This is a genomic window from Halopiger djelfimassiliensis (assembly GCF_000455365.1).
In the GTDB taxonomy this organism is placed as follows: Archaea; Halobacteriota; Halobacteria; order Halobacteriales; family Natrialbaceae; genus Halopiger_B; species Halopiger_B djelfimassiliensis.
Genome location: NZ_HG315688.1, coordinates 145,436 through 169,087, shown reverse-complemented (window position 1 = coordinate 169,087; position 23,652 = coordinate 145,436). Strand labels below are relative to the sequence as shown.

The following is a 23,652-nucleotide window of genomic DNA, read 5'->3' as shown; positions in this document are numbered from 1 at the left end:
TTCGGACTCGAACTCTCGGAAACGAATCGGCCATTCCCTCGAGCGGTAGTTCTCACAGGAAAGTATGACTAATTCGATAAGTGCCCGGGGAGGGCTCCGAACCCTCGATCTCCGCATGTCCCAGGTCCGAGGCTCGGCGGTCCTCGCGGGACACGGAGGCTTCCAAGGCGAAACCGCACCGAATCTCTGAACCCTATGAGTGCGGCGCTATGTCCAGCTAAGCCACCCGGGCTCGTTTTTCCGTAGTGGAGTCTCTCTCTTTAACCTTCCCATTCGACATCGGCATGCAACGGGGACCCACGGATTTATCACACGGTATTACGAACTGCGTTGCATGAACGTTCCCGGCATCGTCACGTCTACTCTCGATGGCGAGGAGATCGCGGCGCGAGTTTCTCTCGGCGGCGAAGACGAACTCTTCATCACTCCCTCGAGTACGCTCGTCTATCGCGCGGAAGGACTGCTGAGCGACGAATCGGTCGACGAATACCCCCATGGTGCGGAGCGACTCACGCTCTCGGAAGGGAGACGCAAGACCAAATTCACCCTGGAGTATCCCTTGGAAGGGACCCGGGAGTTTACGGTTCCAGCCAGCAAGACGGACGACGTTCTCCATCCGGTCCTCGCCGGCGTCCTCAACGGCAACGACATTACTGAACCGGGCGAGACGGTCGTCCAGACCTATCGGTTCAGCGAACTCACGCTGATCATCACGAGCGAACGGCTGGTCAAACACATCGGCAGCGCGGTCTGGGACGACGACTACGAGGAGTATCACTTCGGCGACGTCACGAACCTCGCGTTCGAGGACGGAAGCGTCGCGACGCAGATCGTTCTCACCGTCGACGGCCGCCCACAGCGGATCAAAGCGCCAAACGAGGAGGCAAACGACCTGCGCGAACGTCTCAAGCGGGCGCTGTTTGACTATCACGACGTCGATTCCCTCGAGACGTTCAACGAAACGATCGGCGGGGACGACGCGGGCGTCGATACCGGGCGCTCCGGTGCCTCGATGGACTTCGGCGACGGCGTCGATCCGCTCGATGCCGATCCGCCCGAACCGGAGGATCGCGAACGCGTCGATGACGCGGCGGCCACCGGGACGGCGGATCCGACGGCAGGCGACGATCCGCTCGGAGAGACCTCCGCTGCCCACGAGGCGGGCGACCCGGAACCCCGTGGCGAAAGCCACGACGAACCCGCTTCCCGGTCCGAACCGACGTCCCGGTCGGAATCCGCATCGAACGACGACACAGCACGCGAGTCCGGCCAGAAGGCAGCGACCGTCGAAACGCAAAACCTCTTCGAGGAAGCCGCGGAGTCGACGGCGGACTCCGAGGCGTGGGATGCCGACGACTCGACCTCTCGAACCGAGTCGACTGCGACTCCCGAACCCGCGCCCGAAGTCCTCGAGCGACTCGAAACGCTCGAGGCGGCCGTCGAACGCCAGAACGATCTCATCGAGGAGCAACAACGGACGATCGACCAGCTTATTACCGAACTTCGACAGGGACGGTAGCGACTGCCGCCGGCCGATCCATCGGCCAGCTTCCGGTTTTACTCCGAGTCCCGCCCGGTCACTTTTCGAATACACGACGACCCGAACGGCCCGAGTTCGCCCGCGTCGAGATCGATGAAGTAGCCGGTCGAAAGACCAGAGCCACAGCGTCGACAGGAAAAGTCGCCGTCTTTCGTGATGACGTCGCTCTCGAACCGGACGTACTGGCGGCTCTTCGGGCGTACGATACCGTCCTCGCGTTCGATGATGCCGCGGAGTTCGGCCTCGTCGAGAATCGTTCGCGTGACCGTCGGATCGCTGGTGACCGTCTCGATTCGATCGACGACATCGGCAAGCGAGAGCGACTCGTGTTCGAGTCGCTCGAGGAGTGCGAGTCCGAGTTCGACGCGGTCGTCGTGGTGGCGCTTGCGAGCCCGGTCGGCAGGGTAATCCTCGGTCCCGTCGTCGCAGTCCATCGATGAGTGTTCTCGCACCGGCGTGGATAAACGTTGTGTCGGCTCTCGATACGGACAACAGAAAGGATTCAATACTCGAGTCGGAACTGCGACCGATGTCGATAGCGTCGGTATCCACTCGGGCGCTCGCGGGGACGATCGTGATCGGCTCGATCGTCGTCGCAAGCGCGCTCGTTTCGCCGTCAGCCACGGTCGCGGCCGTCGAATCGCTGGCGGCCGATCCGTACCGGTTCGGCCTCGCCGTCGCTGCCCTCTACCTCGTACGGCCGGTGTTCGCCTGGCCGCCGACGCCGATCGCTGCCGTCGTCGGGTACGGGTACGGCGTCGCCCTCGGCGTCCCCATCGCCCTTTCGGGTGTCGTCGTGACCGTGCTCCCGGTCTTTTTCGCGGCCCGCTGGTTCGCAGGTGGAGCCGCGACAGGATCGGATCCCGGGGACCGAACGGGTTCGTCGCTCCTCGAGCGAACCGGCACCGTCGTCGCCCGCTATTACGAGACGACCGGTCCGGTTCGGGGGGTTACCGCCTCGAGATTGGCCCCGATCCCGTCGGATATCTCGACGTGTGCCGCGGCGGTAAGCGGCGTCCGACTGCGACACCTCGTGGTCGGGACGGCGATCGGCGAACTCCCGTGGACGATCGCAGCGGTCGTCGTCGGATCGTCCGCGGCGACGGCCCGGACCGGCGGACTCGGCGATGTCGGGCTTGGACTGTCGCTTGCGTGCGGAGTAGCAGCCGTACTCTTGCTCGCCGGACCGGCGTATCGCGCGGTGCGAACGTCACGACCCGGACCAGCCGGTTCGTCGGCGGATAACTAGCGGCCGAGGGCAACGAGACGTGACCGAAATTCGCCCCGGCCCGACTCGCTACCGGAAGGGATCGCTACAATCGATGATAACGCCGTGTTGCGGACAGACGTACTTGCAGTGGCGCTTGTACATCCGCGCGTGACAGTACGGACAGGACGGACCCGCGGCGTCGATCTCCCCTCCCGGATCGTCTTCGACGGGCATACCGGCCCGTTCAGTCCGGACGGCTAAATATCGTACGAGGGGAACTCCGACGGCTCGACGCGTGCGTTCGTCGGGACGGGTCAGCACTCGCTCCAGCCACAGGACTCGCAGGTCTTGCAGCCTTCGGAGTAGTACAGCGACAGCGAGCCACAGTCGGGACACTCCGGCGACTCGCCGGCGTCGATGAGGTCCTGCGTTGCGTCGTTCGTCTCAGCGCTTTCCGCGGCGGCCGCGCCGCCGTCGGTCTGTGGGCCGTCGTACCCGGCTTCGGCGTCCGAATCGGCCGATTCCTCGAGCGTCTGCTGTTTCGGATACGGCTTGTCGATCTCGTCCTCGAGATAGCGTCGCATCGCGGTCCCGATGGCGTCCGGGATCGACTGGATCTGTTCGCCCTTGTCCCAGGCGATCTTGGGCGAGCGGGTTCCACAGAGTTCGTCGACGATCTCTTCGGGGTCGACGCCGGAGCGAAGCGACGTCGAGATAACCTTCGCCAGCGCCTCGGTAAAGGAGTTCGTGAAGCCACCGGAGTGGCCGATGTTCGCGAACAGCTCGAACGGCTGGCCGGTCTCGGGGTCTTCGTTGATCGTCACGTAGACCTTGCCGTAGCCGGTATCGATGCGCTGGCTGACGCCCTGAAGAGCGTCCGGTCGGTCGCGCTTTTCGGTGAAGTCGATCGTCGCAGGCTCGCGGTCGCCGCCGAGCGTGGCGACGTCCTCGCCGAGCACCTCCTGAACGTCCTCGCTCTCGAGGAACGCCTCGAGACCGCCGAAGATCTCGTCGATCTGGTCGACCAGCGCCTCGGCGGCTTCGGTCTCGTCGGCGAAGTCGGTGTTTTTCGCACGCGTCGTCAGCACCTGCTTGCTCCGGGTGCCGTCGCGGTAGTAGGTGACGCCCTTGCCGCCGTGCTCGTAGATGTACTCGAATACCTCCTTGGCGTCCTCGAGCGTGGAGTCGTTGGGCGCGTTGACGGTCTTCGAGATGGCGGAGTCGACACCCTCCTGACAGGCGACCTGTACGCCGGCGTGTTCTTTCGCCGAGAGATCGCCGGTGGTGACGAACAGTTCGCCGATGGCGTCGGGAACCGTCGTGAGACCCTCGACGCCGTTGAACTGGTTGGTCGCCATCTGTTCCTGAGCCTCTTCTTTCACCGCGTCGACGTCGATGTCGTTGGCCTCCAGCGTGCGCAGGAAGTAGTCGTCGAACTCGACGAGCATCTCGTCGCCCTGAACGTCGTCGGAGACGTTCTTGTAGTAGGCGACGTTGTAGATCGGCTCACAGCCGCCGGTGGTGTTGCCGACCATCGATGTCGTCCCCGTCGGCGCGATGGTCGTCGTGTTGTGATTCCGGATGGGGAACCCGTCCGCCCACTCGTCGGCGTCGAGGCCGGTCTGGTGTTCGAACCACTCGCGGTACTCGGTCGGGTTCGCGTACTTGGAGTCGTCCCACTCCTCGAAGCTCCCCCGCTCCTCGGCGAGTTCGTGGGAGGTCCACTTCGAGGTGTGGTTGATGTGAGTCATCAGCTGGCGGGCGACCTCGTTGGAGGCCTCGCTGCCGTACTCCATGCCCAGTTGGATGTACAGCTGTGCCAGTCCCATGATGCCCAGCCCGATCTTGCGCATCTCCCGGACCTTCTGCTCGATCTTCTCGACCGGGAAGTCGCTCATCGTGACGACGTTCTCGAGGAACCGCGTGCCCATTTCGATGCGCCGATCGAACTCCTCGAAGTCGACGGCCTCGGCGAGGAAGGCGTCGACGGCGTCCTCGAGCGAGTCGTACTCGTCGCCGTGTTCGTCGTACCAGACGCGCCAGTCGGGGGCCTCGAGATCCGCGAGCGTCGAGAGGTTGATGTGTCCGAGGTTACAGGCCTCGTACTCTTCCAGTGGCTGTTCGCCACAGGGGTTGGTCGCGAGGATCCGGTGGTCGGGATGTTTCTCGACGTCGAAGGAGTGTTGCTTGTTCACTCGCTCGAGGTAGATCACGCCGGGTTCGCCGTTCTCGTGGGCGCCCTCGACGATGTCGTCCCAGAGTTCCTCGGCCGGGATCGACAGCTCTTCGCCGACCTCGACGTGCTCGCCGAGGCCGAACATCTCGTACAGTTCCTTGGTCTCCTCGGTGGCGATGTGGGGTTCGCCCGTGCGCGGGTTCGTGAAGGTAAACTCCTCGCCGGTTTGCAGGGCTTCCATGAAGTCGTCGGTGATGCCGACGGAGATGTTGAAATTCGAGAGGTGGCCCTCGACGGCGTTGCGGAGGTGTTTGGGGACGCGTCCCTCGTCGTCGATGAGCTCGCGAGCCTCTTCGAGGGCTTCCTGGAAGGAGTTGTGCGTGAAGTCGTCGGGGTCGTTCAGGCGCAGCGTCTCGGCCAGCGAGACGTCCTTGTTCTTGGCGTGGATGAACTGGATGACGTCCGGGTGCGAGACGCGCATGACGCCCATCTGCGCGCCTCGTCGAGCGCCGCCCTGGGCGATCGTCTCGCACATCTGGTCGTACGTGCGCATGAACGTGATCGGTCCCGACGCGATGCCGCCGGTCGAGCCGACCGCGTCGCCGTAGGGACGGAGCCGCCAGAAGGCATAGCCCATGCCGCCGCCGCTCTGGAAGACCTGCGCGGCCTCTTTAGCGGTCTGGTGGATGTCGTCGATATCGTCCTCGGGGGAGTCGACGAAACACGCCGAGAGCTGCTGGAGCTCGTCGCCCGCGTTCATCAGGGTCGGCGAGTTCGGCATGAAGTCGAGGTTCGCCATCATGCTCTGGAACTCGTCGGCGACGTCCTCGACGTGTGTGCGGATCTCGTCGGGGAGTTCGGGGACGACGGTGTCGTAGGCAAACTTGTTGACGTTGTAGATAGAGAGCGTCGTCTCGGCGTTCTGCGGCTCCGCCGCAGAGCCAGCGGAACTTCGTTCCTCGCTGTCGTCGTCCGCGGTGGTGCCGGCTCCGAACACTTCTTCGGCGAGTTCGTCGCGCCGTGGATGGTCCGGCTTGAGCTGATCGGGCGTGACCGTGATTTCGACGTCCTGCTTTCGCGCCTCGAAGACGGCCTCCGCGAGCGCGATGTTCTTGCCGACGCGCTCGAAGAGATCCTCCTGATCCTCGATCAGCTCTCCGTCCGCGTCTTTGCGGAGATAGCGGGCGGGGAGGATGTTGTGGTATGCGTTCCCTGTCAGGCGCTCCTCGAGCGTGTCGCCTTCGGTGCGCTTGATCGGGAGGGTCAACTCTTCGGCAGTGAGCTCGCTCATGCGCGGCTCACCTCGTCAGTATCCCGTCGCGGGGTGGCGATTCTGGCGTGGTTCTGGATCCTGAATTTCATGGTTCGTGACGAAGGTTCGGTATTCATCCATTCCTCTTAAAACCGGGTGTTGTTGTTCTACTTTTCTTGTATTAGGACAACTGTAGTTGTATAGATATCTCTGTACTCTCTCGGGTTCGAGACAATCACGGTCCTCGAGATGGCCGCGATTGGTGGTATCCGGACCTACAGCGCCGACGGCCTTAACGATTTTCAGACCGGACTGAAAGTGGCCAGAGACGACGAAATTCCCGTCGCCGTCCGGCGATTTTCGTTCCGATACGGCCGACTGTTCGTCTTCGTAACTAGTTCCGACTCGAGTCTGTCAGGACTTCCAGAAAGATTACGTCCTTGCAGTGCTGGGGTTCGTGTATGTTCGAACCATTGACTTCGGGATCGGTGATCCTTCTCGCTCTGGCAGCGCTTGCTGCCTTTGCGGTCGTTATCATCGCAGTCCGCATTGCGATCAAACTCGCTGTTCGCGTCGGGATCGTCGCTGCGGTCGTTCTGGCGGCGCTTTATGCGACCGGCATGCTCGAGTTGCTCCCGGGAGTCTAAAGAACCTGTGAGGGCGAGTTCCCCGACCCACCGGGGTCGAGGGTGAAGCCCGACACCCGGCCTAGTGTTCTGTCTTCTCGATATACGGTTCAGCAACTTCCTCAGACACTGCACCCGTCGTTCCAACGTAGTACCCACTCTTCCAAAATCCGCCACCCCAGAAAGACGATTCTCGAATCTCTGGATACCGTTCCAGTAAGTGCTTGCCCGAGTACGACTTGAACTGTCGAGCAATATCCGACGGACTGTGTCTCGGGTCGCACTGGGCGAACAAGTGTACGTGGTCGTCCGCGATTTCCAACGCCAGAATTTCGTGTCCGAAGTGGTCGGCAGTCTCCGCAAACAACTCTCGAACGTCGTCCTCCACCACACCGAGAACCGGGTGTCGATACTTCGGACACCATACGAAATGATACTTGCAGGAACCAACCGAATGTGCATGACTGCGGTGTTCTTCCATCTCTAATCCTAGAATTTATGACTGTTTGGAACGATTGTTAAAGCATGGGTGAAGAAGCCACGAAGACGATCCAGACGCGCCTCCACATAGCGTCTGGTGAACGATCGTGGCTTCACGACGCCCGCCTCGCATCACGCGAGATATTCACCCGAACCATCCGCCTCAAACAACAAGGGTACACTCGCACTGAGATACAGCAGGAGGTCGACCGCGACGACTTCTTGCGGAACAACAAGTGCGCGGTCGTCGGCAAAGCCCTCCAAACGTGGAACTCCTATCAGTCACTCCTCGACTGGTGGCGCGACCAAGATGACCCTGATGGCGGCAAGCCGACGCCGCCGAGTACGGACAAATCTGGTGCGTACCCGCTCGTGATGGCACACACGGAAGGTTACCGCCTTACCGTGGACGACGACACGAACCGCGTCCAGTTCCGCATCAGCCCGAAACCCTACAAGAAGGTGAAAGGTCACCTGCGCGGCGAACCGGACGCGATGGACGAACTCCGAGCCGCCATCACGTCGGATGAGGTGGATGTTGGGCAGGCCGAACTCCTGTACCGCGATGGCGTGTACTACCTACACGTCACGGTCACACGCGAGTTCGACGTGCCCGAACCCGATACCGCTGATACTGTAGTTGGCGTGGACATCAACGAGCGCAACGTCGCTCTCACTGCTCTCGACCGCGAGACGATGCGGACGAAGGGCACGCTCGTCCTCGACTACGGACGAGTCAAACAGGAACGCCAACGCTACCACACGATCACCACTCGCTGTCAGGAACACGGCAAGACGAGCATCCACCAGAAACTCGGTGACAAGGAGCAGCGATTCACCGAGTGGGTGTTGCATCGTCTTTTCCGTGCTGTCGTGGAGTTTGCAGAGCAGTTTTCAAATCCGGTCATCGTGTTCGAGGATATGAGCGGTATTCGCGACGAAATCAAGTATGGGACGTATATGAACCGCCGGTTGCACAAACTCCCGTTCCACAAGTTCGAGACGTTCGTCTCGTACAAGGCGACGTGGCGAGAGATTCCCACGGACACGGTGGCCGCCTACCACAACTCGAAGACGTGTTCGTGCTGTGGTGAGCGTGGGGATCGGCAGGGACGGCGGTTCCGGTGTCCGAACGACGAGTGTGACGTGGTGCAAGACCACGCTGATCGGAATGCGTCAGTGAACATCGCGTGGCGCGAGACGGCGAAACTCGACGGCAACGAATCGAATTACCGGACTCACGAAACCCAACCACAGGTCAGGTTGGTGCGTCTGTCCGGGTCGGGGCGCGTAAGCCGCCCAACCTCATCCCGCTCGCTTGCCGAGCAGGGAGTGCTAGCACACGGCTGAGGGAACTAGAAAAGCCTCGGGTCACCGCGCCCGAGGCTGTTTACGGGTTTTGGAACCGCGGTTTTCGCCGGCTGTTTCTGTGGACTGTGCTTACGGGATCGCAAGGAAGTTCTCGATCACGTCGTGGCCGACCGCCGTGAGCACGCTCTCGGGGTGGAACTGAACGGCTTCGATGGGGTACTCGCGGTGACGAACGCCCATCACGAGCGGTTCTCCGTCGTGGTCGGCCGTCGCCGACACCACAAGCGAGTCGGGAACCGTCGTCGCGATCAGCGAGTGATATCGCCCGGCGCGGAACCCCTGCTCGAGTCCCTCGAAGACGCCCTCGCCGTCGTGTTCGACCGTACAGGCTTTGCCGTGTACGGGCTCCGGCGCTCGGCCCACGGTGCCGCCGAACTCGTAGACGGCTGTCTCGAGTCCGAGACAGACGCCGAGGGTCGGCACGTCGGGGCTGATCTCCCGGAGGACTGCGGGCGTGACGCCGACGTCGCGGTCGTTTTTCGGATGTCCGGGGCCGGGGCTGATAACGATCGCGTCGGGGTCGACGGCCCGCACGTCCGCGAGCGAGGCGGTGTTTTTCAGGACCGCGGTTTCCGTCCCCGCCTGCTGGCTGACGTACTCTACGAGGTTGTAGGTGAACGAATCGTAGTTGTCGACGAACAGCACCGTCAGCGGGTCCGCGTGCTGGTTCTCGTCAGTCGTTGCCCTCATCGGCTCACCTCCGGTCCGGGCTCGAGATCGCCCGCGTGTCGTTCGCCATCGGCGTCCGTGGTCGACTCCGTGATCTCCTCGAGCGCCGCGAGCACGCCGCCCATCTTCTTCTCGGTCTCTTCGTACTCGTTTTCGGGATCGCTGTCGGCGACCAGCCCCGCGCCGGCGCGGATCGTAATCCGGTCGCGGTCGTCTTCGGCCTCGACCGTCGCCGTCCGGATCACGATCGCGAAGTCGGCGTCGCCACACCAGGAGAAGTAGCCGACGCCACCGCCGTAAAGTCCGCGCGGTTCCGACTCGAGGGCGTCGATGATCTCCATCGCGCGGATCTTCGGGGCTCCCGAGAGCGTCCCGGCCGGGAACGCGGCCCGCGTCGCGTCGAACGCGTCCGAATCGGCGGCCAGTTCGCCCGTGACCGTCGACTCGATGTGCTGGACGTGGCTGTACTTCAGGACGTTCATGAACTCCTCGACGCGGACGGACCCCGCCTCGGAGACGCGGCGAACGTCGTTTCGGGCGAGGTCGACCAGCATCGTATGTTCGGCGCGTTCTTTCTCGTCAGCCAGCATTTCGCCGGCCAGCCGGCGATCCTCGACGGGACTCGAACCGCGGTCGCAGGTCCCTGCGATCGGATTCGACAGTACTTCGCGCCCGCGCACGGAGACCAGCGTCTCCGGACTCGCACCGACGACCGTCAGATCGTCGTGATCGAGCAGATACATGTACGGCGACGGGTTGACCTCACGCATCGCCGCGTAGAACCCGAGCGGATCGATCTCGCCGTACAGTTCCCGCGTCCGGGAGATGACGCCCTGATAGATATCGCCGTCGAGGACGCGCTCTTTGGCCCGGCGGACGCTCTCCTCGTAGTCGACTTTCGCGCCAGCCACCTCGTCCTCGCGGACGAAACCGCCGGTCGTTGGAGTCCCGGACTCGGCTACCGTCTCCGCGACCGTAGCGGCCTCCGAACTGAGTTCGTCGTAGACGACGTCGGGGTCGTCGTCGGGGCCGAGGATCGGCGTGAAGACGATCGACACCGTCCCTTCGCGTTCGTCGAACGCGAGCGTCTTCGTCGTCAGGACGAACTGTGCGTCCGGAAACCGGGACGCCGGCCGCTCGAGGCCGACCTCCTCGAGCCAGAGATCGTAGACGGCGTCGTAGGCGAGAAAGCCGACGAACCCGCCTTCGAGGTGTTGCCGGTCGTGATCGGGGAAGTTCGCGAGTCGAACGTCCGGCAGAGCCGCCCTGAGGGCGTCGATGGTGTCCCCGTCGTTTTCGGGATCGGCGTCGATGAACTCGAGCGGGGCGTCCGGGGAGAGGGCGTCGACGGCCGCGTCGCCGGACTCGACGGTGATTACGGCCTCGGGATCGTAGCCGACGTACGAGTACCGGGCATGGCGTTCCGCGTCGGCCGAGCTGGGCCGGAACGCGCCGTCCGGATCGCTCGAGGCCGTCTTCTCGGCGCTCTCGAGCAGGAACGCGTACGTCGAACGGTCCCGATCGCTCGCGGCTGTGCGACCGGTGAGGGCGGCGTAGGCTGCCAGCGGCGTCGTCTCGACGTCCAGCGTCGTGCCCGCACGGACGACGACCGGCCGGTCGTCGCGGCCGCCAGCGTGCTCGCGGAACGTTTCCCGATCGATGTCGAGCGCCGCCGGGTCGGCAGCCGACCGATCGGGTTCGGAGTCGGACATGGTTACGGCTCCGCTTTCCGCATGGCGTTCTTGGCGCGCTCGACGAACGACCGCACGGCGGCCGCATCCTTGACGCCGCCGTCCGACTCCACGCCGCTTGCGACGTCGACGGCGAAGGGGTCGACCGTCCGGACCGCATCCGCGACGTTGGCGGGCGTGAGTCCGCCCGCGAGGATCAACGGCGACTCGAGGCCGGCAACGGCCAGCCGGGTCCGCTCCCAGTCGTGCGTTCGTCCGGTTCCGCCACCGCCGTCCTCGTCCGGCGTGTCGACGACGAGCCCGTCGACGACATCGTCGTAGGCTTCGGCGGCCGACACGTCGTCGGCCGCGACCGCGAGCAACAGCGTGGCGTCGACGTTCGAACGCAGGTACGCGAGGTCACCCGGCTGGATACCGCCGTGGAACTGGACCGCATCCGGTTCGATCGCTTCGACCAGTTCGATCGCGCGCTCGAGGTCCGACGGCATCGTCACGAGAACGGTCGTCACGAACGGCGGGGCCGCGTCCACGAGGGAAGCGGCCCGCTCGAGCGCTACCTCGCGAGGCGTGTCGACTGAGACGTCACAGATGATCCCCACCGCATCGGCCCCGGCGTCGGCCGCCGTCTCGAGGTCGGCCGCGTTCGTTACGCCGCAGATCTTTACCCGCGTCATCGTCCCCGTTCCGGCTTCGGCTCCGCCGCCGACCGGAGCCGGTCGAGCTTCGTCGCCGCGTCGCCGGCGTCGATTGCTTCGCGTGCGACCGCGACACCGTCCGCGAGCGAGTCGGCCTCGCCCGCGACGTAGATCGCAGCGCCCGCGTTCGCGAGGATCACGTCGCGTTTCGCCCCCGTCACGTCGCCGGTGACGATCCCGCGGAGATCGCGCGCGTTCTCCGCGGGGCTGCCGCCCGCGATGTCGTCGATTGCGTGCTTCTCGAGGCCCAGATCGGACGGCTCGAGCGTGTACTCCTCGACCGACGTGCCGTCGACTTCGGCGGCGATCGTTTCGCCGTGGATCGCGATCTCGTCGGTCCCGGAACCGTGGACGACCAGCGCGCGTTCGACGTCCATGCGTGCAAGCGAGTCGCCGAGCACGGGAACGAGATCGGGGTCGTAGACGCCGACGACCTGTGCGTCCGCGCCCGCGGGGTTCGTGAGGGGGCCGAGCACGTTGAAGATCGTTCGCATCCCGAGTTCCTTTCGGGGGCCGATGACGGCTTTCATCGCTGGGTGAAACACCGGCGCGAGCATGAACCCGATACCGTCGTCCTCGATCGCCGCTTCGACGGCCGGCGGCTCGGCCTCGACGTCGACGCCGACCTCCTCGAGGACGTCCGCGCTTCCCGACGACGATGAGACGGAGTAGTTTCCGTGTTTGGCGATCGGCACGCCCGCCCCGGCGGCGACGATCGCGCTCGTCGTCGAGACGTTGATCGTGTCGTAGTCGTCGCCACCCGTTCCGCAGGTGTCGACCAGTGGCTCCCGGTCCGGCGTGATCGTTCGCGCCGCCTCGCGCATCCCCTCGGCAAAGCCCGCGATCTCCGCCTCCGTTTCACCTTTCGCGCGCAGCCCCGCCAGCAGCGCGCCGATCTGTGCATCGGTCGCATCCTCGAAAACCGCCGCCGAAGCGGCTCGAGCATCCGACTGCGTGAGGTCTTGACCCTCGGTCACCCGTTCGACGTACTCCTTCATACTGATCACCAATGTACGTAGTTGTCTTACAATGATCAAATAAGTACATCGACTTAAGCGTGTCGGAGGTGCCCGTGTGGGTCAACCGCGTACGGCGGCCGATTCGAAACCTTCAATTATGGTGGCCGGCAACGAACGAGTGCAGAGGAAAACGAAGCCAGGCGGGTTGGTGGTCTAGTCTGGTTATGACACCTCCTTGACATGGAGGAGGCCGGCAGTTCAAATCTGCCCCAACCCATTTCTGACGGAATAACCGACGAGCGAAGCGGGGCGATCGTTACGACAGTTCGAACCGGACGAGTCACAGTCCGAGACGGATCGCTTCAGCGTCCAACTCGTCCGTAGATAGCGTTTCCGTGACTGTTCAGTTTACTATGGCCACAAGTGTAACTGGCTAAAATCCCGAAAAAACATACGACTACCACCTCCGGGAGAGAGTTTGGGAGAGAGTATGCAGACAGTGGCTAAGATTTTTGGTAACTGTGAAGAACATCAATGTATGAGTGATAAAAGCGACTCAGAATCGTCCGAAAACCGGTCTGATTCGTCTTCTAGCGAATATTCAAAGAGTAAACGGAAAACTCACGAAGTACAGGGGTCCAAGAAAAAGACGACCGACGATTCATCGGAAGTCACCACCAGTGGCTGGTCGCCGGACGACGGCGCTGGATACATTCCCAGCGAAGAAGGAGGAAAAAACCGGTCATCGGGGAACTCCGATCAGAAATCGTCGGACGAATAGTGACGAATGCCGTTTAATTCCCTTAGCATCGGTGCATTAGCTGCATTCGTCGCACCGGGGTTCGTTTCCGTGATGCTTGCCATCAGCATCGGTGTCGTCGAGCGGAACCCCTCGCGTTTCAAAATACTGATCGCTAGTTTGATCTCCAGTCTGGTAACCAACGCGATATTCATCTGGCTATATCAGGTCCTCTATGGGCCGATAACGGAGCTTTCCCAACTCGAGAACGTGTTTTTCGATCCGGAGTTCCAGCCACAGCTGGTTTTGATTTATGCGGTGATTACGCTTTTACTCGGCGCTGTTTATTCGTTAGAACTGATTTATGAGACACGAGGATGGCTCCGTGATCGTTTCTGGAGCCGTCAAGACGTGCAGCGACATAGACGCCAACCATGGGAAGGGGCGATGGATAACGCGAAACGGGTTCGGGTCAAAACACCGAGCAACGCCCGTATCATTGGCCGGGTAGTCGAGTACAGTCGGATCGAAAAGCCTCGTCAGTTGTGGCTCGACGACGTGTATTGGGTGGACGAAGAAACGGAACAGCCGTTTCAAGACGGTGTTACCGACTCGATCGTTCTCTTTGAGGACGATATCGAACGGATCGCTGTAATTGAAACGGAGTAGATGGATAACCGAGCGGTCCAATCAGGAAGATCGACGTCCGGTACGTCCTCAGCTAACAACTCCATGTGAGAAGCGACGAGCACGCCACTCAACGGCAAAAGAACCGAGTGTCCTCGAGCAGCGCTCGCTCGAATACGGGTCGTCCGTGTCGGTCGGCGCTATTCGCGCGATCGGTTGCGAACGCCACTCGAGTTTTCGAGCACGGTCAGGACGTTCCGGTATCGTTGACCGTAACCGAACCGTAAAAGCGGACGAATCGACTGGCCCGTCACCGCGAGAAGAACCGTTTGATCCGCCCCAGCAGTCCCGTTTCGTCCTCGTCGTCCGCATTCGAGTCGTCCGGCTCCGAATCCGTCTCGACCGATCCGGCAAGCGGTCCCGCGTCGTCGGGAACGCCGTCGGGATCGGCCGCGGATTCCGTGGTCTCGAGGTCGTCCATCGAGAGGTCGATCTCGTCGACTTCGGGCGTCGGATCGCGCCCGTCGCCGGCTTCGGCCGCTCGGACGTCCGCCCCGGTGACGTCGCCGCGTTCGACGCGGGCCGCGAGCGCGTCCGGGTCCGGGTCGGAGGCGGTGCCGTCGTCCGCGGACTCGGTCTCGACCGGCGCTCCGGCGTTTTCCGTGCCCTCGGTCTCGTCCTCGTCGGCCGCAGTTGTGACGGCCGTTCCGGCACCTGCCGCCGTCCCGCCGGCTGTGTCGGAAGACGGCGTCGCCCCGTCTGCGCCCCCGGATTTGGTTTCGGCCAGCGAGTCGAGGATGTCGTCGACGCTCTCCTCGGAGACGACGCGCTGGGGACCGCCGCCCGGCTCGATATCCGTGGAGCCGTCGGCCGACCCGTTCCCATCGACGGGCGGAGACTGTGATCGCTCGTCGCTCATCGTGAGAGGCTGTCGGTCCCGAGACCATAACCTTTCCCCACCGCGGCCGTCCGAGAAACGAACCGGCCGACCGGGGGGATGTCCGAAGATCCGATTCCTTCGGCTCGAGTCGGTCGATGACGCGGACTACGGGGACTCAGTCGGCCGCAAGCGCCGGTCTCGAGAGGACGACGTTGACCACTGCGCCGAGCAACACGAGGATGCCGGCGAAGTACAGCCAGGTGACGAACAGAAGTACCGCACCGACGGCTCCGTAGGCCCGGTAGCGACCGGCGTTTGCCGCGTATAGCTGAAACCCGATCTGGAGGACCGTCCAGCCGACGGCGGCGAAGACCGCACCCGGGAGGATCTCCCCGAGAGCGACCCGAACGGGCGGTAACACGTAGTAGATCGGCAGGAAGACGAGCACGAGTCCGACCAGTAGCGTCAGCCAACTCAACACGCCGGAGAACGGGACCATATCCGCGGCAACTCGGAGTACTGCTCCGATCACGAGCATCAGAGAGAGCGCTCCCGCCCCCGCGACGATCACGGTGAGTCCGTCCCGGATCTGGTCGAGCAGCGTCTCCTCCGTGACCTCGTCGTAAACCCTGTCGAACGCGAGGCTGAGGCCGCGAAACACCTTGAGTGCGCCCCATGCGGCGACGGCGAGCGCGACGACGGTCGCCTCCGCTCGCCCGGATTCGGTCGTCAGCGCGTCGGAGACCAGCGTTTTCCCCGCCTCCGGCAGGAAGTCCCCGGCGACCAGTATCAGCCGTTCGGCCGCGTCTTCGCCGCCGAGTAACGACCCGACGACCAGCGCCAGCAGGACCAGCGGAATCAACGAGACGAACGCGTAGTAGGCGAACCCGGCCGCGAGGAACGTGATGTCCCGGTCGCTTGCTGTCCGATAGATCGCGACGAGCGTCTCCGAGACGTCCATAGCGGGGCTACGGTGGGCAGTCCCAAGAATATGCAAGTCGTCGCGGCCGATCACCACTCGTGACAGAAGTTCTGTGACGCATAGACCTGCCCCTCATCGGTGATGTAGACGCCGACGCCGGCACGGTCCCACCCGGGTGTGTCGTGGTTCTCGAGGATCGCGTCGCGATGATCGGTCGAGTTCATCCACTGGTTGACGAGGCCGGTAGCGACGGCCTCGGCCGTCCGATACGTGACGATCCCGTTGCCGCCGGGTTCTTCGACGGACCTGTCGACCCACGTCAGGGCGATGTTTTCGCCGTAGCCCTGACAGTAATCGTCGACGGCGGTAAACCGGTCGTACGGCCCGTCGCCGTCGGGGTTCGTGTGGCCGAAGTACTCCCGGTCGGCCATGTCGTAGCTGTGGGCGCGGGCGACCGAGCCGACGGTTCCGTCCCACTCGAGGGGGCCGAGGCCGTGTTCGGCTCGTCGGTCGTTGACCTCGGCGTGGACGAAGTCCTCGACGGTTTCGGAGGAGACCGCCTCGATGTCGGTCTCGTAGCTCGATTCACCCGGATCGTTGGGGTCCGTAACTTCCGGATCGCGTTCGCCGGCCGGCGGGGGGTCGGAGCTGGGCGACGGCCGATCCCCGAAGCGGATGTCGTCGACGGTTCCGAGATCGTCGAGGCTCTCGAGCGCGTACGGGGAAAGAACCATAGTCCCGAAAACGAGGCCGCACAGGAGGGCGGCGGCGACGCACAACCGAACCAGCGAGCGAAGGACGCCCCGATTCCGTTGCTCGCGGGACTCCCGTCGGTGCTCCGGACGACGTCCTACCATTACGTCGAATGTCTATGGCATGAAATAAAATGCCCCCGATCGCTCTCACGAACTGATACCGTCCCGCGTCCCGGTCGAACCGGCGGCTATTCCCGTCCGCCGAAAATCGTCTCGTGGACTCCGACGACGAGTCCGGGGACGACGGCCATAAACAGGTGTTCCTCGAGCGGGATGCCGGCGACGTCGATGCCGGTCCGGAGTTTGATATCGAAGACGCCGACGGCGAGCGTGTAGCGGTCCCAGACGTAGGCGATCGGGTACAGCGCGAGGATCGTTACCGCTGCCTTCCGAAGCGCGTTCGCGCGACGAAGCAACAGGGCCGCGACGGCACCCCAGAACAGTTCGGTTGCGAGGTACGTGTATCGGCCGAGGACAGTGATATCGAGCGGCATGGGGGACCGTTCACCGGTGAGGCCCAAGAGCGTTCCCGTGGCCCAGACGAAGGCCGCGTGGATGTGGGAACAGGCAGTATCTTCAAAACCCCTGCGCCAGTATATCACGGTAGAAGGATGAATATCGCTGATATCGCCACCCAGGATTACATCGAGGTCGACGTCGGGACACGGATGGGGAAGATCCGTTCTACCTTCGAGGACGGCAACCCCAAGGGCATCATCGTCACCAACGATGGGGAGTACGAGGGCGTCATCAGCGAGCGGGAAGTCCTCCAGTCCCACGTTGAGGACGACGCGAAGGTGGCGGCACTCACCAAACCCAGCCGCAACTCGCCGGCCCCGAAGGTCGCCCGGAACGAAGACGTCCGGGAGACCGCACGCGTGCTCGTCGAGAGCAACGAGAAGGTCGCGCCGGTCTTCGAAAACGGCGAACTCTGGGGGGTCATCACCGACGACGCCATTCTCGAGGCGGTGCTTGACAACCTCGATACGCTCACCGTCGAGGACATCTACACGGCCGATCCGGTTACGATTCAGGAGGATGAGGGGATCGGCAAGGCGATCAACCACCTGCGCGAACACGGCATCTCCCGGCTGCCGGTGGTAAACGAAAACGGGTTCCTCGCGGGCGTCGTGACCACCCACGACATCGCCGACTTCGTCATCCGCAAGAGCAATTCGACGACGACCGGCGACCGGGTCGGGGATACCCAGCGGATGCTCGACGTGCCGGTCTACGACATCATGACCAGTCCCGTGGAGACGACGACGCTCGACGCGACCGCCAAGGACGCCGTCGAGACGATGCTCGAGAACGATTTCGCCGGCCTGATGGTCACGCCGGAGGACGACGACCGCGTCGTCATCGGCGTCATCACCAAGACCGACGTCCTGCGTGCGCTGACGTTCACCGAGGAGGAACGCATGGACGTCCAGATCACGAACATCTCGATGCTCGATACGATCACCCGGGAATCGATCGTCGAGAGCATCGAGGACGTCGCCGACAAGTACGCCGACATGCAGGTCGTTCACGCGCACGTCCGCTTCAAGGAGCACAAAGAGAAGCTCCGGGGGACGCCGCTGGTCCACTGTCAGGTCCGTCTCCGGACGAACAAGGGGCAGGTCGCCGGCACCGGCGAGGGCTACGGCGCGGAGAACGCCTTCCGGGTCGCGCTGGATAAACTCGAGCGCAACGTCCTCGAACTCAAGGGCGTCACGAGCGACGAGGAGTACCGCGGCCAGCTCCTGCGGAAACTGAACGAGCTGTAGGCCTTCGGAGTCCCGTTTTTTCGAGGGCCGTTCTAGAGTCGCTGTCGACCCTCTCCACCTTCGACGCCCTCGTCCGTGATGCGGAACTGGGCGGACTCGCCGGCCGGCTTCGATCGGTGTTTCTCGAGGGTCGCACGTCGGTTCCCGCCGCGAAAGCGCTCGAGTCGGAGGACGACGCCGGTCCAGTGCTCGAGCGTGTTTCCGCCGAGCGCGCGCGTGCGATCCGAGTCGGGGTCGGCGAACACCTGATTCGTGAGCACGACCGCCAGATCGTGTTTGCGAGCCAGCGAGAGGAGGTGTGTCACCTGTCGGGTGACGCGTCGCAACGCGTCGCCTTCGTCGCTGTCGCCGATGCGCTCGAGCCGGTAGAAGCCGGTCGCACTGTCGAGGACGATCAGATCAGCTCGTTCGGCGAATTCCCCGGCATCGCGGACGGCCTCGGCCTGTTCCTCGAAATCGAGGGCGTCCTCGATGACGATCCGCGAGGCGACGGCTTCGACGTCCGCGGCGTCGCCGACGCGGGCGGACAGCAGTTGCTCGAAGCGGTCGGCCGAGACGCCTTCGGTGTCGATGTAGACGACGGTGCCGTCGGCGACGGCCGCCTCGACCGCGGCCGACAGCGCGAGATTCGTCTTTCCCGCGGCCGGCGGCCCGTACAGCTGTGTTACGGTCCCGCGCTCGAACCCCCCTCCCAGTAGCTCGTCGACCGGCCCACAGCCGGTCGGGATCGCCTCGTCGTTCACGGTTCGAGTTCGGGACTGGCGCGCAAAAAGTCCCCGAAACCCGCTGGGATCGTGGCTCGAGGGAAGGCGGACACGTTTATTCGGACCGGGAACGAAACGCCGAGCGTGATCGTCGTCGCCACGGCGGACTTCGAGGTGTACCACGGCGTCGTCAACGAGTTGCGCGACCGCGGGACCGGATTCACGACTATCGAACCGGACGAGGAACTGCCGGATCGAACCGCCGTCGTCGTCACCGACGACGGCCACGCCGACGACTTCGAGGACGTCACCACGATCGTCGCCGAACCGGACGATCCTCGACGCGCAGTCGATCAGGCCCTGACCGCAGTCCGGGGCGACGGTGGCCGGACGATCGTCGGGGTCGATCCGGGTCGGAAACCCGGGATCGCCGTCCTCGCAGGGGAGATGGTCGTCGCCGCGTTTCAGGTGCCACTGGCCGACGCCGTCGACGTGATCCAACGCGAGGTCAGCGAGGCGACCGATCCGGTCGTCCGGATCGGCGACGGCTCCCGGCTCCAGAGCGCGAAACTCGTCAACGATCTCGAGGACGTACGGGTCGAACTCGTCGACGAAACCGGAACGACGCCGTATCTCGGAACCGGGACCCGTGGCATGGACGACGTCCTCGCCGCGGTGAACATCGCCCGCCTCGAGGGCGACGTCGTCGACGCCCGTGAGATCGAGCCGACCGACGGCGAACTCCAGGTTATCAAGGATCGGTCGCGCGAACGAAGCGAGACGAACCGGGCGATCGACGAAGTGCTGGCTCGACGCGTCGCGGCCGGCGAGTTGACGATCGACGAAGCGCTCGACGAGCACCGTGACGGCGACGAATAACGCCCGCTATCGGCCCGTCGAGCGCCAGCCGTCCCGGACGACCGACCGTGTGACGGCCCACCATCCGGCCCCACCGCCGAGACAGCCGCCGAACGCGAGCCAGCCGTCTGTCGTGCCGCCGGTCACGAGGACCGCCAGAACGCCGAGCAGCGTCGCCCCGGTAAACGCCTTCGACGGATCGCGGTCGGTTACCCGTTCCGCGAGGAGGAGATAGCTCACGCCGAACCCGACCGAAGCCACGACGTCGACGAGGTAGTGGACGCCGAGTGCAAGCCGTGAGAATCCGACGAGTCCGATCAGAGCCGACGCGGCGAGAAGCCGTCGGCGAAGCGACCATCGATCGCCCCACAGGGCCAGTGCCGTCCACAGGACCGTCGCCGCCATCGTGTGCCCGCTGGGAAAGCCGCCGCTCTCGCGGGGAATCGCCTGTATCGACGCCGGCGGCCGGGAAAGCCCGAACGTCGTTTTCAGGACGAGCGTGAGCGCGAGTCCACCGAGCACGACCGCACCGATAAACGCCGTCCTGTCCGAGACGAGTCGGTCGGAGCCGCGTTCGACCGAGCAGTACGCGTCCGCGCCGACGACCAGCAGTACGACGCCGCCGACGACGAACTCGTCACCGAGCATCGCGGTGAGTTCGAACAGTTCCACGGTCCACTCCGGGAGGGCGGCGCGTATCAGTTCGGTAATCCCGAGACTGCGATTCATAACGGGGGCCGACGACGGCGGCGACGGTTCGGCGTCGTCGTCTCGGGTTCCCGTATTCCAGCCTGAAAGTTAATTCTTTCACCGATCGTCGGGACACGGGTATCCGGACTCGACGGGCGCGGCTCCGGGTTTTGTTTCTCCGAGGACACCGGGTCACTGCGACGGCTCACTCGGAACAGACCGTTTCGGCGGTCACAGTCGCGGTCCCCGTCTGGATGCGCGTTGTCCTCGAACTCCGCTCTCCATCGTCCCGTTAGGTTGACCGTTTCGCGATAACAGGGAACTGAACGCCTCGCGGCGAGTGTGTAGGAGGCTGCAAACAATACCCGTTCGGCTGAAACGCCCGCTGAGAGTATATGGCCGACGAACCGGACCCCGCTGCGATCGCAGACGCGGCGGCCGCCTTCCGTGACGACTACGACGACGGCGACTTCGCACTCGAGTCGGTTCTCGCCGTCGATGCCGAACACGAAACCTGGACGTTCGACGATATCCCGCTCGATTCCGGCACGTTCGGCGAACTCGTTTCCCGCGGGATCGTCACGAAATCCGACGGCGAATACCGGATCGTGAGCCGCGAGGGCGTCCGGGCAGGACTCGAGGGCAGGGAACTGTCGCTCGAGGGGGGATCGAACCGAGAAGCGGAAACCGGACGGGCGGTTCCGATCTCGGTCGACGGCCGCACGGCCGTGGCGGTGGTCGGCGCACTCGTCGTTCTGTTTGGCATGCGAGCGCTGAACTACCGGGCCGTGTTTCGCGGTGACCGCGTCGTCTCTCCGGCGAACGACCCGTATTACTACCGATACTGGATGGAGCAGCTGCTCGCGGAGTCAAACGGACCGACGGACTGGAGCGTGGTCACGGCGATGCCCGACGGAGCGGCCGAGACGCGACCGCTGACTCACGCCGGCAACTGGTTCCTCGCCGAACTCCTCGGCGGCGATCAGTGGGCGGCGGACATGGTCGCGGCGTGGCTGCCGGTCGCCGCCACGGTCTGTCTCGGGGTCGTCATCTACTGGCTCGCTGTCGTCGTCACCGACGACGTTCGCGTCGGCGTGGCGTCGGTCCTTCTCTTTGCGTTGACGCCCGTCCACGCCGTCTACACGGGACTCGGGTTCCTCGAGCATCGGCTCTACCAGTATTTCTGGATCGGCGTGACGCTTTTGACCCTCGCCTGGTTGGCCGTCGACCTCCGGCGACGGGAACGCGAGTCGACGCCGCGGGAGACGGTCCGGGGACATCTCCGACGTCCGTGGACGTGGCTGGCGGCGATCGCGCTCGCCATTGCGATCGGGCTGTCGATGCACACGTGGGGCGGGTCGGTTTTGTTACTCGTTCCCGTCGCCGTCTACGCCGGATTGAAGGTCGCCGTCGACGTGCGCGAGGGACTGCCCGTCTTGGCAAACGTCCCGATTCTCGTCGGACTGGCCGGCGGCTGGCTCCTCGCGGCGTTCCTGCATGTTCGCTGGGGGTGGCACCAGCCGTTCGTCGCCGTCGTCCCTCTGCTCGTGGCGGTCGGCGCTGGCGTCGTGATCGCGCTCGGGAAACTGTGGCGACGCACCGAGTGGCCCGTCGGCGGACTGGTCGGACTCGAGGGTGGCCTCGCTGTCCTCGGGTTGCTCGCGGTTCGTCAGTTGCGCCCGGCGGAGTGGGCGAGACTCACCGAACGGGCCGGTGACCTGTTTCTCAGGACGGGGATCGCGGAGACGGTGTCGTTGTTCAGCATCGACGACGCGGTGGTTTTCGGGCCGATCATTCAGCTCGGAGTCGAGTTCTACGTCGCGCTTTTGGTGCTTGGCTGGGCGTGCTGGGTCGCGTCTCGACGCTACGAACCGGGATGGTTGTTGCTCGCCGTCTACGCGGTCTTCTGGCTCGCCCTGGCGACGATTCAGGGCCGCTTTGCCGCACAGTTGGCGGTCCCGCTGTCGATATTCGGCGGCGTGGGACTCGTCTACCTGTTGGCGTGGGCCGATCTCGCGCGCGTTCCGAAACCGTTTCGACGCCGGTCGTCCCGTGACCGGCAGGCCGGACACACGGCGGATCGAGGCACCGTCGCCGACGGCGGCGAACACGAGCCGAGTATCGTCGTTCCGCGCGACCCAAAAACACTCGTTGCGCTGCTCTGGATCGGGCTGTTGATCTGCGGGCTCAGCCTGATTTTCGTCCCGTCGTTGAGCGCCCAGACGACCCACGACGACGCGAAACTCGAGGCCGCGACGGCTATCGACGAACACGCCGAGGACGTCGGCCGCGAGTATCCCGAGAACTTCGTGTTGAGCAAGTGGGGTGACAACCGGTTCTACAACTATTTCGTCAGCGGCGAGGCCGAGCGATACACGTACGCGTTCAACACGTTCGAGGAGTTCCGGACGGACGAGGATCCGGACGACTGGTACGCGACGTTCGACGAAAGCGACGTCGGATACGTCGTCATGACCGACGCGAGTGGCGGCTACGCGGTGGAGAGTTCACGGGCACGACTTCACGACGAACTCGGCACCGGCGGGGACGGGAGGGAACCGCTCGCCCACTATCAGGCGGTCTATCTCCACGACAACGTGACGGCGTTCGCCGTCGTCCCCGGTGCGACGATCGTGGCGGATGCAGAGCCCGGTGAGACGGTAACGGTCGAAACCGACGTAACCGTCTCGGGGGAGACGATCCAGTACGAGCGAGAGGTCACGGCCGACGAGAACGGTCGAGTGACGGCGCGAGTCCCCTACCCCGGCGAATACACCGTCGACGGGCGGAGCGTCGACGTCTCGACGGCGGCCGTCGAAAGCGGCGAGAGCGTCCGACTCGAGTAACGTCTTCGTTCGGGGTTCCGAGTCGATTGTGCCGGACTCGGTTCCGTCGGCCGCCGTCCGGGAGAATCACACCCCTTACACGTTACCGAAATGAATCCGTGATCGGTCGGTGGGGATCCGCTATTAGTAACGTCACCTGATAGTTCGAGTGTTCCTTCACCGTTCGTTTTTGTTCTCTGGAAAACATACAGAC

At 64.0% G+C, this 23,652-nt stretch carries 21 protein-coding genes, 2 tRNA genes and 1 pseudogene; 9 read left to right on the top strand and 15 right to left on the bottom strand.

Going from position 1 to position 23,652, the window contains the following annotated elements:
- Positions 1–81 precede the first annotated feature (81 nt).
- Positions 82–232: transfer RNA gene (locus tag TX80_RS19190), tRNA-Met, on the bottom strand.
- 102 nt (positions 233–334) lie between these two features.
- On the opposite strand from TX80_RS19190, the gene TX80_RS18220 reads away from it, so the two are divergent.
- Positions 335–1,519 carry a DUF7115 domain-containing protein gene (locus TX80_RS18220; protein ID WP_049924755.1) on the top strand — a complete coding sequence of 395 codons (1,185 nt, stop codon included), beginning with the start codon at positions 335–337 and terminating at the stop codon, positions 1,517–1,519.
- A 38-nt stretch (positions 1,520–1,557) separates the two neighbouring features.
- Here the strand turns inward: TX80_RS18220 and TX80_RS18215 are convergent, their stop codons facing one another.
- Positions 1,558–1,974: a DUF5830 family protein gene (locus TX80_RS18215; RefSeq protein ID WP_049924754.1), complete on the bottom strand. Its 417-nt coding sequence runs from the start codon at positions 1,972–1,974 to the stop codon at positions 1,558–1,560.
- 95 nt (positions 1,975–2,069) lie between these two features.
- Here TX80_RS18215 and TX80_RS18210 point away from each other — a divergent pair, with 95 nt between their 5' ends.
- Positions 2,070–2,789, top strand: coding sequence for a TVP38/TMEM64 family protein (locus TX80_RS18210; RefSeq protein ID WP_049924780.1), 720 nt, complete (start codon positions 2,070–2,072; stop codon positions 2,787–2,789).
- Positions 2,790–2,837: 48 nt separating this feature from the next.
- On the opposite strand, the gene TX80_RS19590 is transcribed toward TX80_RS18210, so the two are convergent.
- On the bottom strand, positions 2,838–2,984 hold the full coding sequence (locus tag TX80_RS19590; RefSeq protein ID WP_195893115.1) for an HVO_2523 family zinc finger protein: 147 nt from the start codon (positions 2,982–2,984) through the stop codon (positions 2,838–2,840).
- A gap of 80 nt (positions 2,985–3,064) precedes the next feature.
- Positions 3,065–6,217 carry an adenosylcobalamin-dependent ribonucleoside-diphosphate reductase gene (locus tag TX80_RS18205; RefSeq protein ID WP_049924753.1) on the bottom strand — a complete coding sequence of 1,051 codons (3,153 nt, stop codon included), beginning with the start codon at positions 6,215–6,217 and terminating at the stop codon, positions 3,065–3,067.
- Positions 6,218–6,639: 422 nt separating this feature from the next.
- On the opposite strand from TX80_RS18205, the gene TX80_RS18200 reads away from it, so the two are divergent.
- Entirely contained in the window at positions 6,640–6,825 is a 186-nt protein-coding gene (locus tag TX80_RS18200; protein ID WP_049924752.1) for a hypothetical protein, read from the top strand.
- Between the two features lie 61 nt (positions 6,826–6,886).
- Here TX80_RS18200 and tnpA read toward each other — a convergent pair whose 3' ends face one another.
- Complete coding sequence (tnpA, locus tag TX80_RS18195; protein WP_049924751.1) at positions 6,887–7,285, bottom strand: IS200/IS605-like element ISHlsp1 family transposase; 399 nt, start codon at positions 7,283–7,285, stop codon at positions 6,887–6,889.
- 44 nt (positions 7,286–7,329) lie between these two features.
- On the opposite strand from tnpA, the gene TX80_RS18190 reads away from it, so the two are divergent.
- A complete protein-coding gene (locus tag TX80_RS18190; RefSeq protein WP_049924750.1) occupies positions 7,330–8,634 on the top strand; it encodes an RNA-guided endonuclease TnpB family protein in 1,305 nt (434 codons plus the stop codon).
- 90 nt (positions 8,635–8,724) lie between these two features.
- On the opposite strand, the gene trpG is transcribed toward TX80_RS18190, so the two are convergent.
- From trpG to trpD, 4 genes are read right to left on the bottom strand one after another with little or no spacing between them, the layout of a single operon-like run.
- Positions 8,725–9,345 (bottom strand): anthranilate synthase component II, encoded by a 621-nt coding sequence (gene trpG, locus TX80_RS18185; RefSeq protein ID WP_049924749.1) that lies wholly within the window; start codon positions 9,343–9,345, stop codon positions 8,725–8,727.
- Complete coding sequence (trpE, locus tag TX80_RS18180; protein WP_049924748.1) at positions 9,342–11,036, bottom strand: anthranilate synthase component I; 1,695 nt, start codon at positions 11,034–11,036, stop codon at positions 9,342–9,344. The genes trpG and trpE overlap by 4 nt, the downstream gene beginning before the upstream one ends.
- Positions 11,037–11,038: 2 nt before the next feature.
- On the bottom strand, positions 11,039–11,689 hold the full coding sequence (locus tag TX80_RS18175; protein ID WP_049924747.1) for a phosphoribosylanthranilate isomerase: 651 nt from the start codon (positions 11,687–11,689) through the stop codon (positions 11,039–11,041).
- Positions 11,686–12,708: an anthranilate phosphoribosyltransferase gene (trpD, locus tag TX80_RS18170; protein WP_049924746.1), complete on the bottom strand. Its 1,023-nt coding sequence runs from the start codon at positions 12,706–12,708 to the stop codon at positions 11,686–11,688. Before trpD ends, TX80_RS18175 begins: the two co-directional genes overlap by 4 nt.
- A 163-nt stretch (positions 12,709–12,871) precedes the next feature.
- Between trpD and TX80_RS18165 the strand changes: the two genes are divergently transcribed.
- Both TX80_RS18165 and TX80_RS18160 read left to right on the top strand, forming a co-directional pair.
- Positions 12,872–12,946, top strand: a tRNA-Val gene (locus TX80_RS18165).
- Positions 12,947–13,456: 510 nt separating this feature from the next.
- Positions 13,457–14,077, top strand: a complete 621-nt coding sequence (locus TX80_RS18160; protein WP_049924744.1) for a DUF6338 family protein — start codon at positions 13,457–13,459, stop codon at positions 14,075–14,077.
- Positions 14,078–14,345: 268 nt separating this feature from the next.
- On the opposite strand, the gene TX80_RS18155 is transcribed toward TX80_RS18160, so the two are convergent.
- The 4 genes from TX80_RS18155 to TX80_RS18140 form a co-directional block, all read right to left on the bottom strand.
- A complete protein-coding gene (locus tag TX80_RS18155) occupies positions 14,346–14,954 on the bottom strand; it encodes a hypothetical protein (protein WP_049924743.1) in 609 nt (202 codons plus the stop codon).
- A gap of 136 nt (positions 14,955–15,090) precedes the next feature.
- Entirely contained in the window at positions 15,091–15,876 is a 786-nt protein-coding gene (locus TX80_RS18150; RefSeq protein ID WP_049924742.1) for a YihY/virulence factor BrkB family protein, read from the bottom strand.
- A gap of 50 nt (positions 15,877–15,926) precedes the next feature.
- Entirely contained in the window at positions 15,927–16,694 is a 768-nt protein-coding gene (locus tag TX80_RS18145; protein ID WP_049924740.1) for a CAP domain-containing protein, read from the bottom strand.
- A gap of 86 nt (positions 16,695–16,780) precedes the next feature.
- Complete coding sequence (locus TX80_RS18140) at positions 16,781–17,086, bottom strand: lycopene cyclase domain-containing protein (RefSeq protein ID WP_049924739.1); 306 nt, start codon at positions 17,084–17,086, stop codon at positions 16,781–16,783.
- A gap of 117 nt (positions 17,087–17,203) precedes the next feature.
- Between TX80_RS18140 and TX80_RS18135 the strand changes: the two genes are divergently transcribed.
- Positions 17,204–18,361 (top strand): CBS domain-containing protein, encoded by a 1,158-nt coding sequence (locus TX80_RS18135; protein ID WP_049924738.1) that lies wholly within the window; start codon positions 17,204–17,206, stop codon positions 18,359–18,361.
- Positions 18,362–18,393: 32 nt separating this feature from the next.
- Here the strand turns inward: TX80_RS18135 and radB are convergent.
- Positions 18,394–19,143 (bottom strand): annotated as a pseudogene (gene radB / locus TX80_RS18130) (DNA repair and recombination protein RadB); the annotation flags it as partial.
- 66 nt (positions 19,144–19,209) lie between these two features.
- Here radB and TX80_RS18125 point away from each other — a divergent pair.
- A complete protein-coding gene (locus TX80_RS18125) occupies positions 19,210–19,944 on the top strand; it encodes a hypothetical protein (RefSeq protein WP_049924779.1) in 735 nt (244 codons plus the stop codon).
- Positions 19,945–19,950: 6 nt separating this feature from the next.
- On the opposite strand, the gene TX80_RS18120 is transcribed toward TX80_RS18125, so the two are convergent.
- Positions 19,951–20,652 (bottom strand): phosphatase PAP2 family protein, encoded by a 702-nt coding sequence (locus TX80_RS18120; protein WP_049924735.1) that lies wholly within the window; start codon positions 20,650–20,652, stop codon positions 19,951–19,953.
- 356 nt (positions 20,653–21,008) lie between these two features.
- On the opposite strand from TX80_RS18120, the gene TX80_RS18115 reads away from it, so the two are divergent.
- Positions 21,009–23,459 carry a hypothetical protein gene (locus TX80_RS18115; protein WP_049924734.1) on the top strand — a complete coding sequence of 817 codons (2,451 nt, stop codon included), beginning with the start codon at positions 21,009–21,011 and terminating at the stop codon, positions 23,457–23,459.
- Positions 23,460–23,652: the final 193 nt, after the last annotated feature.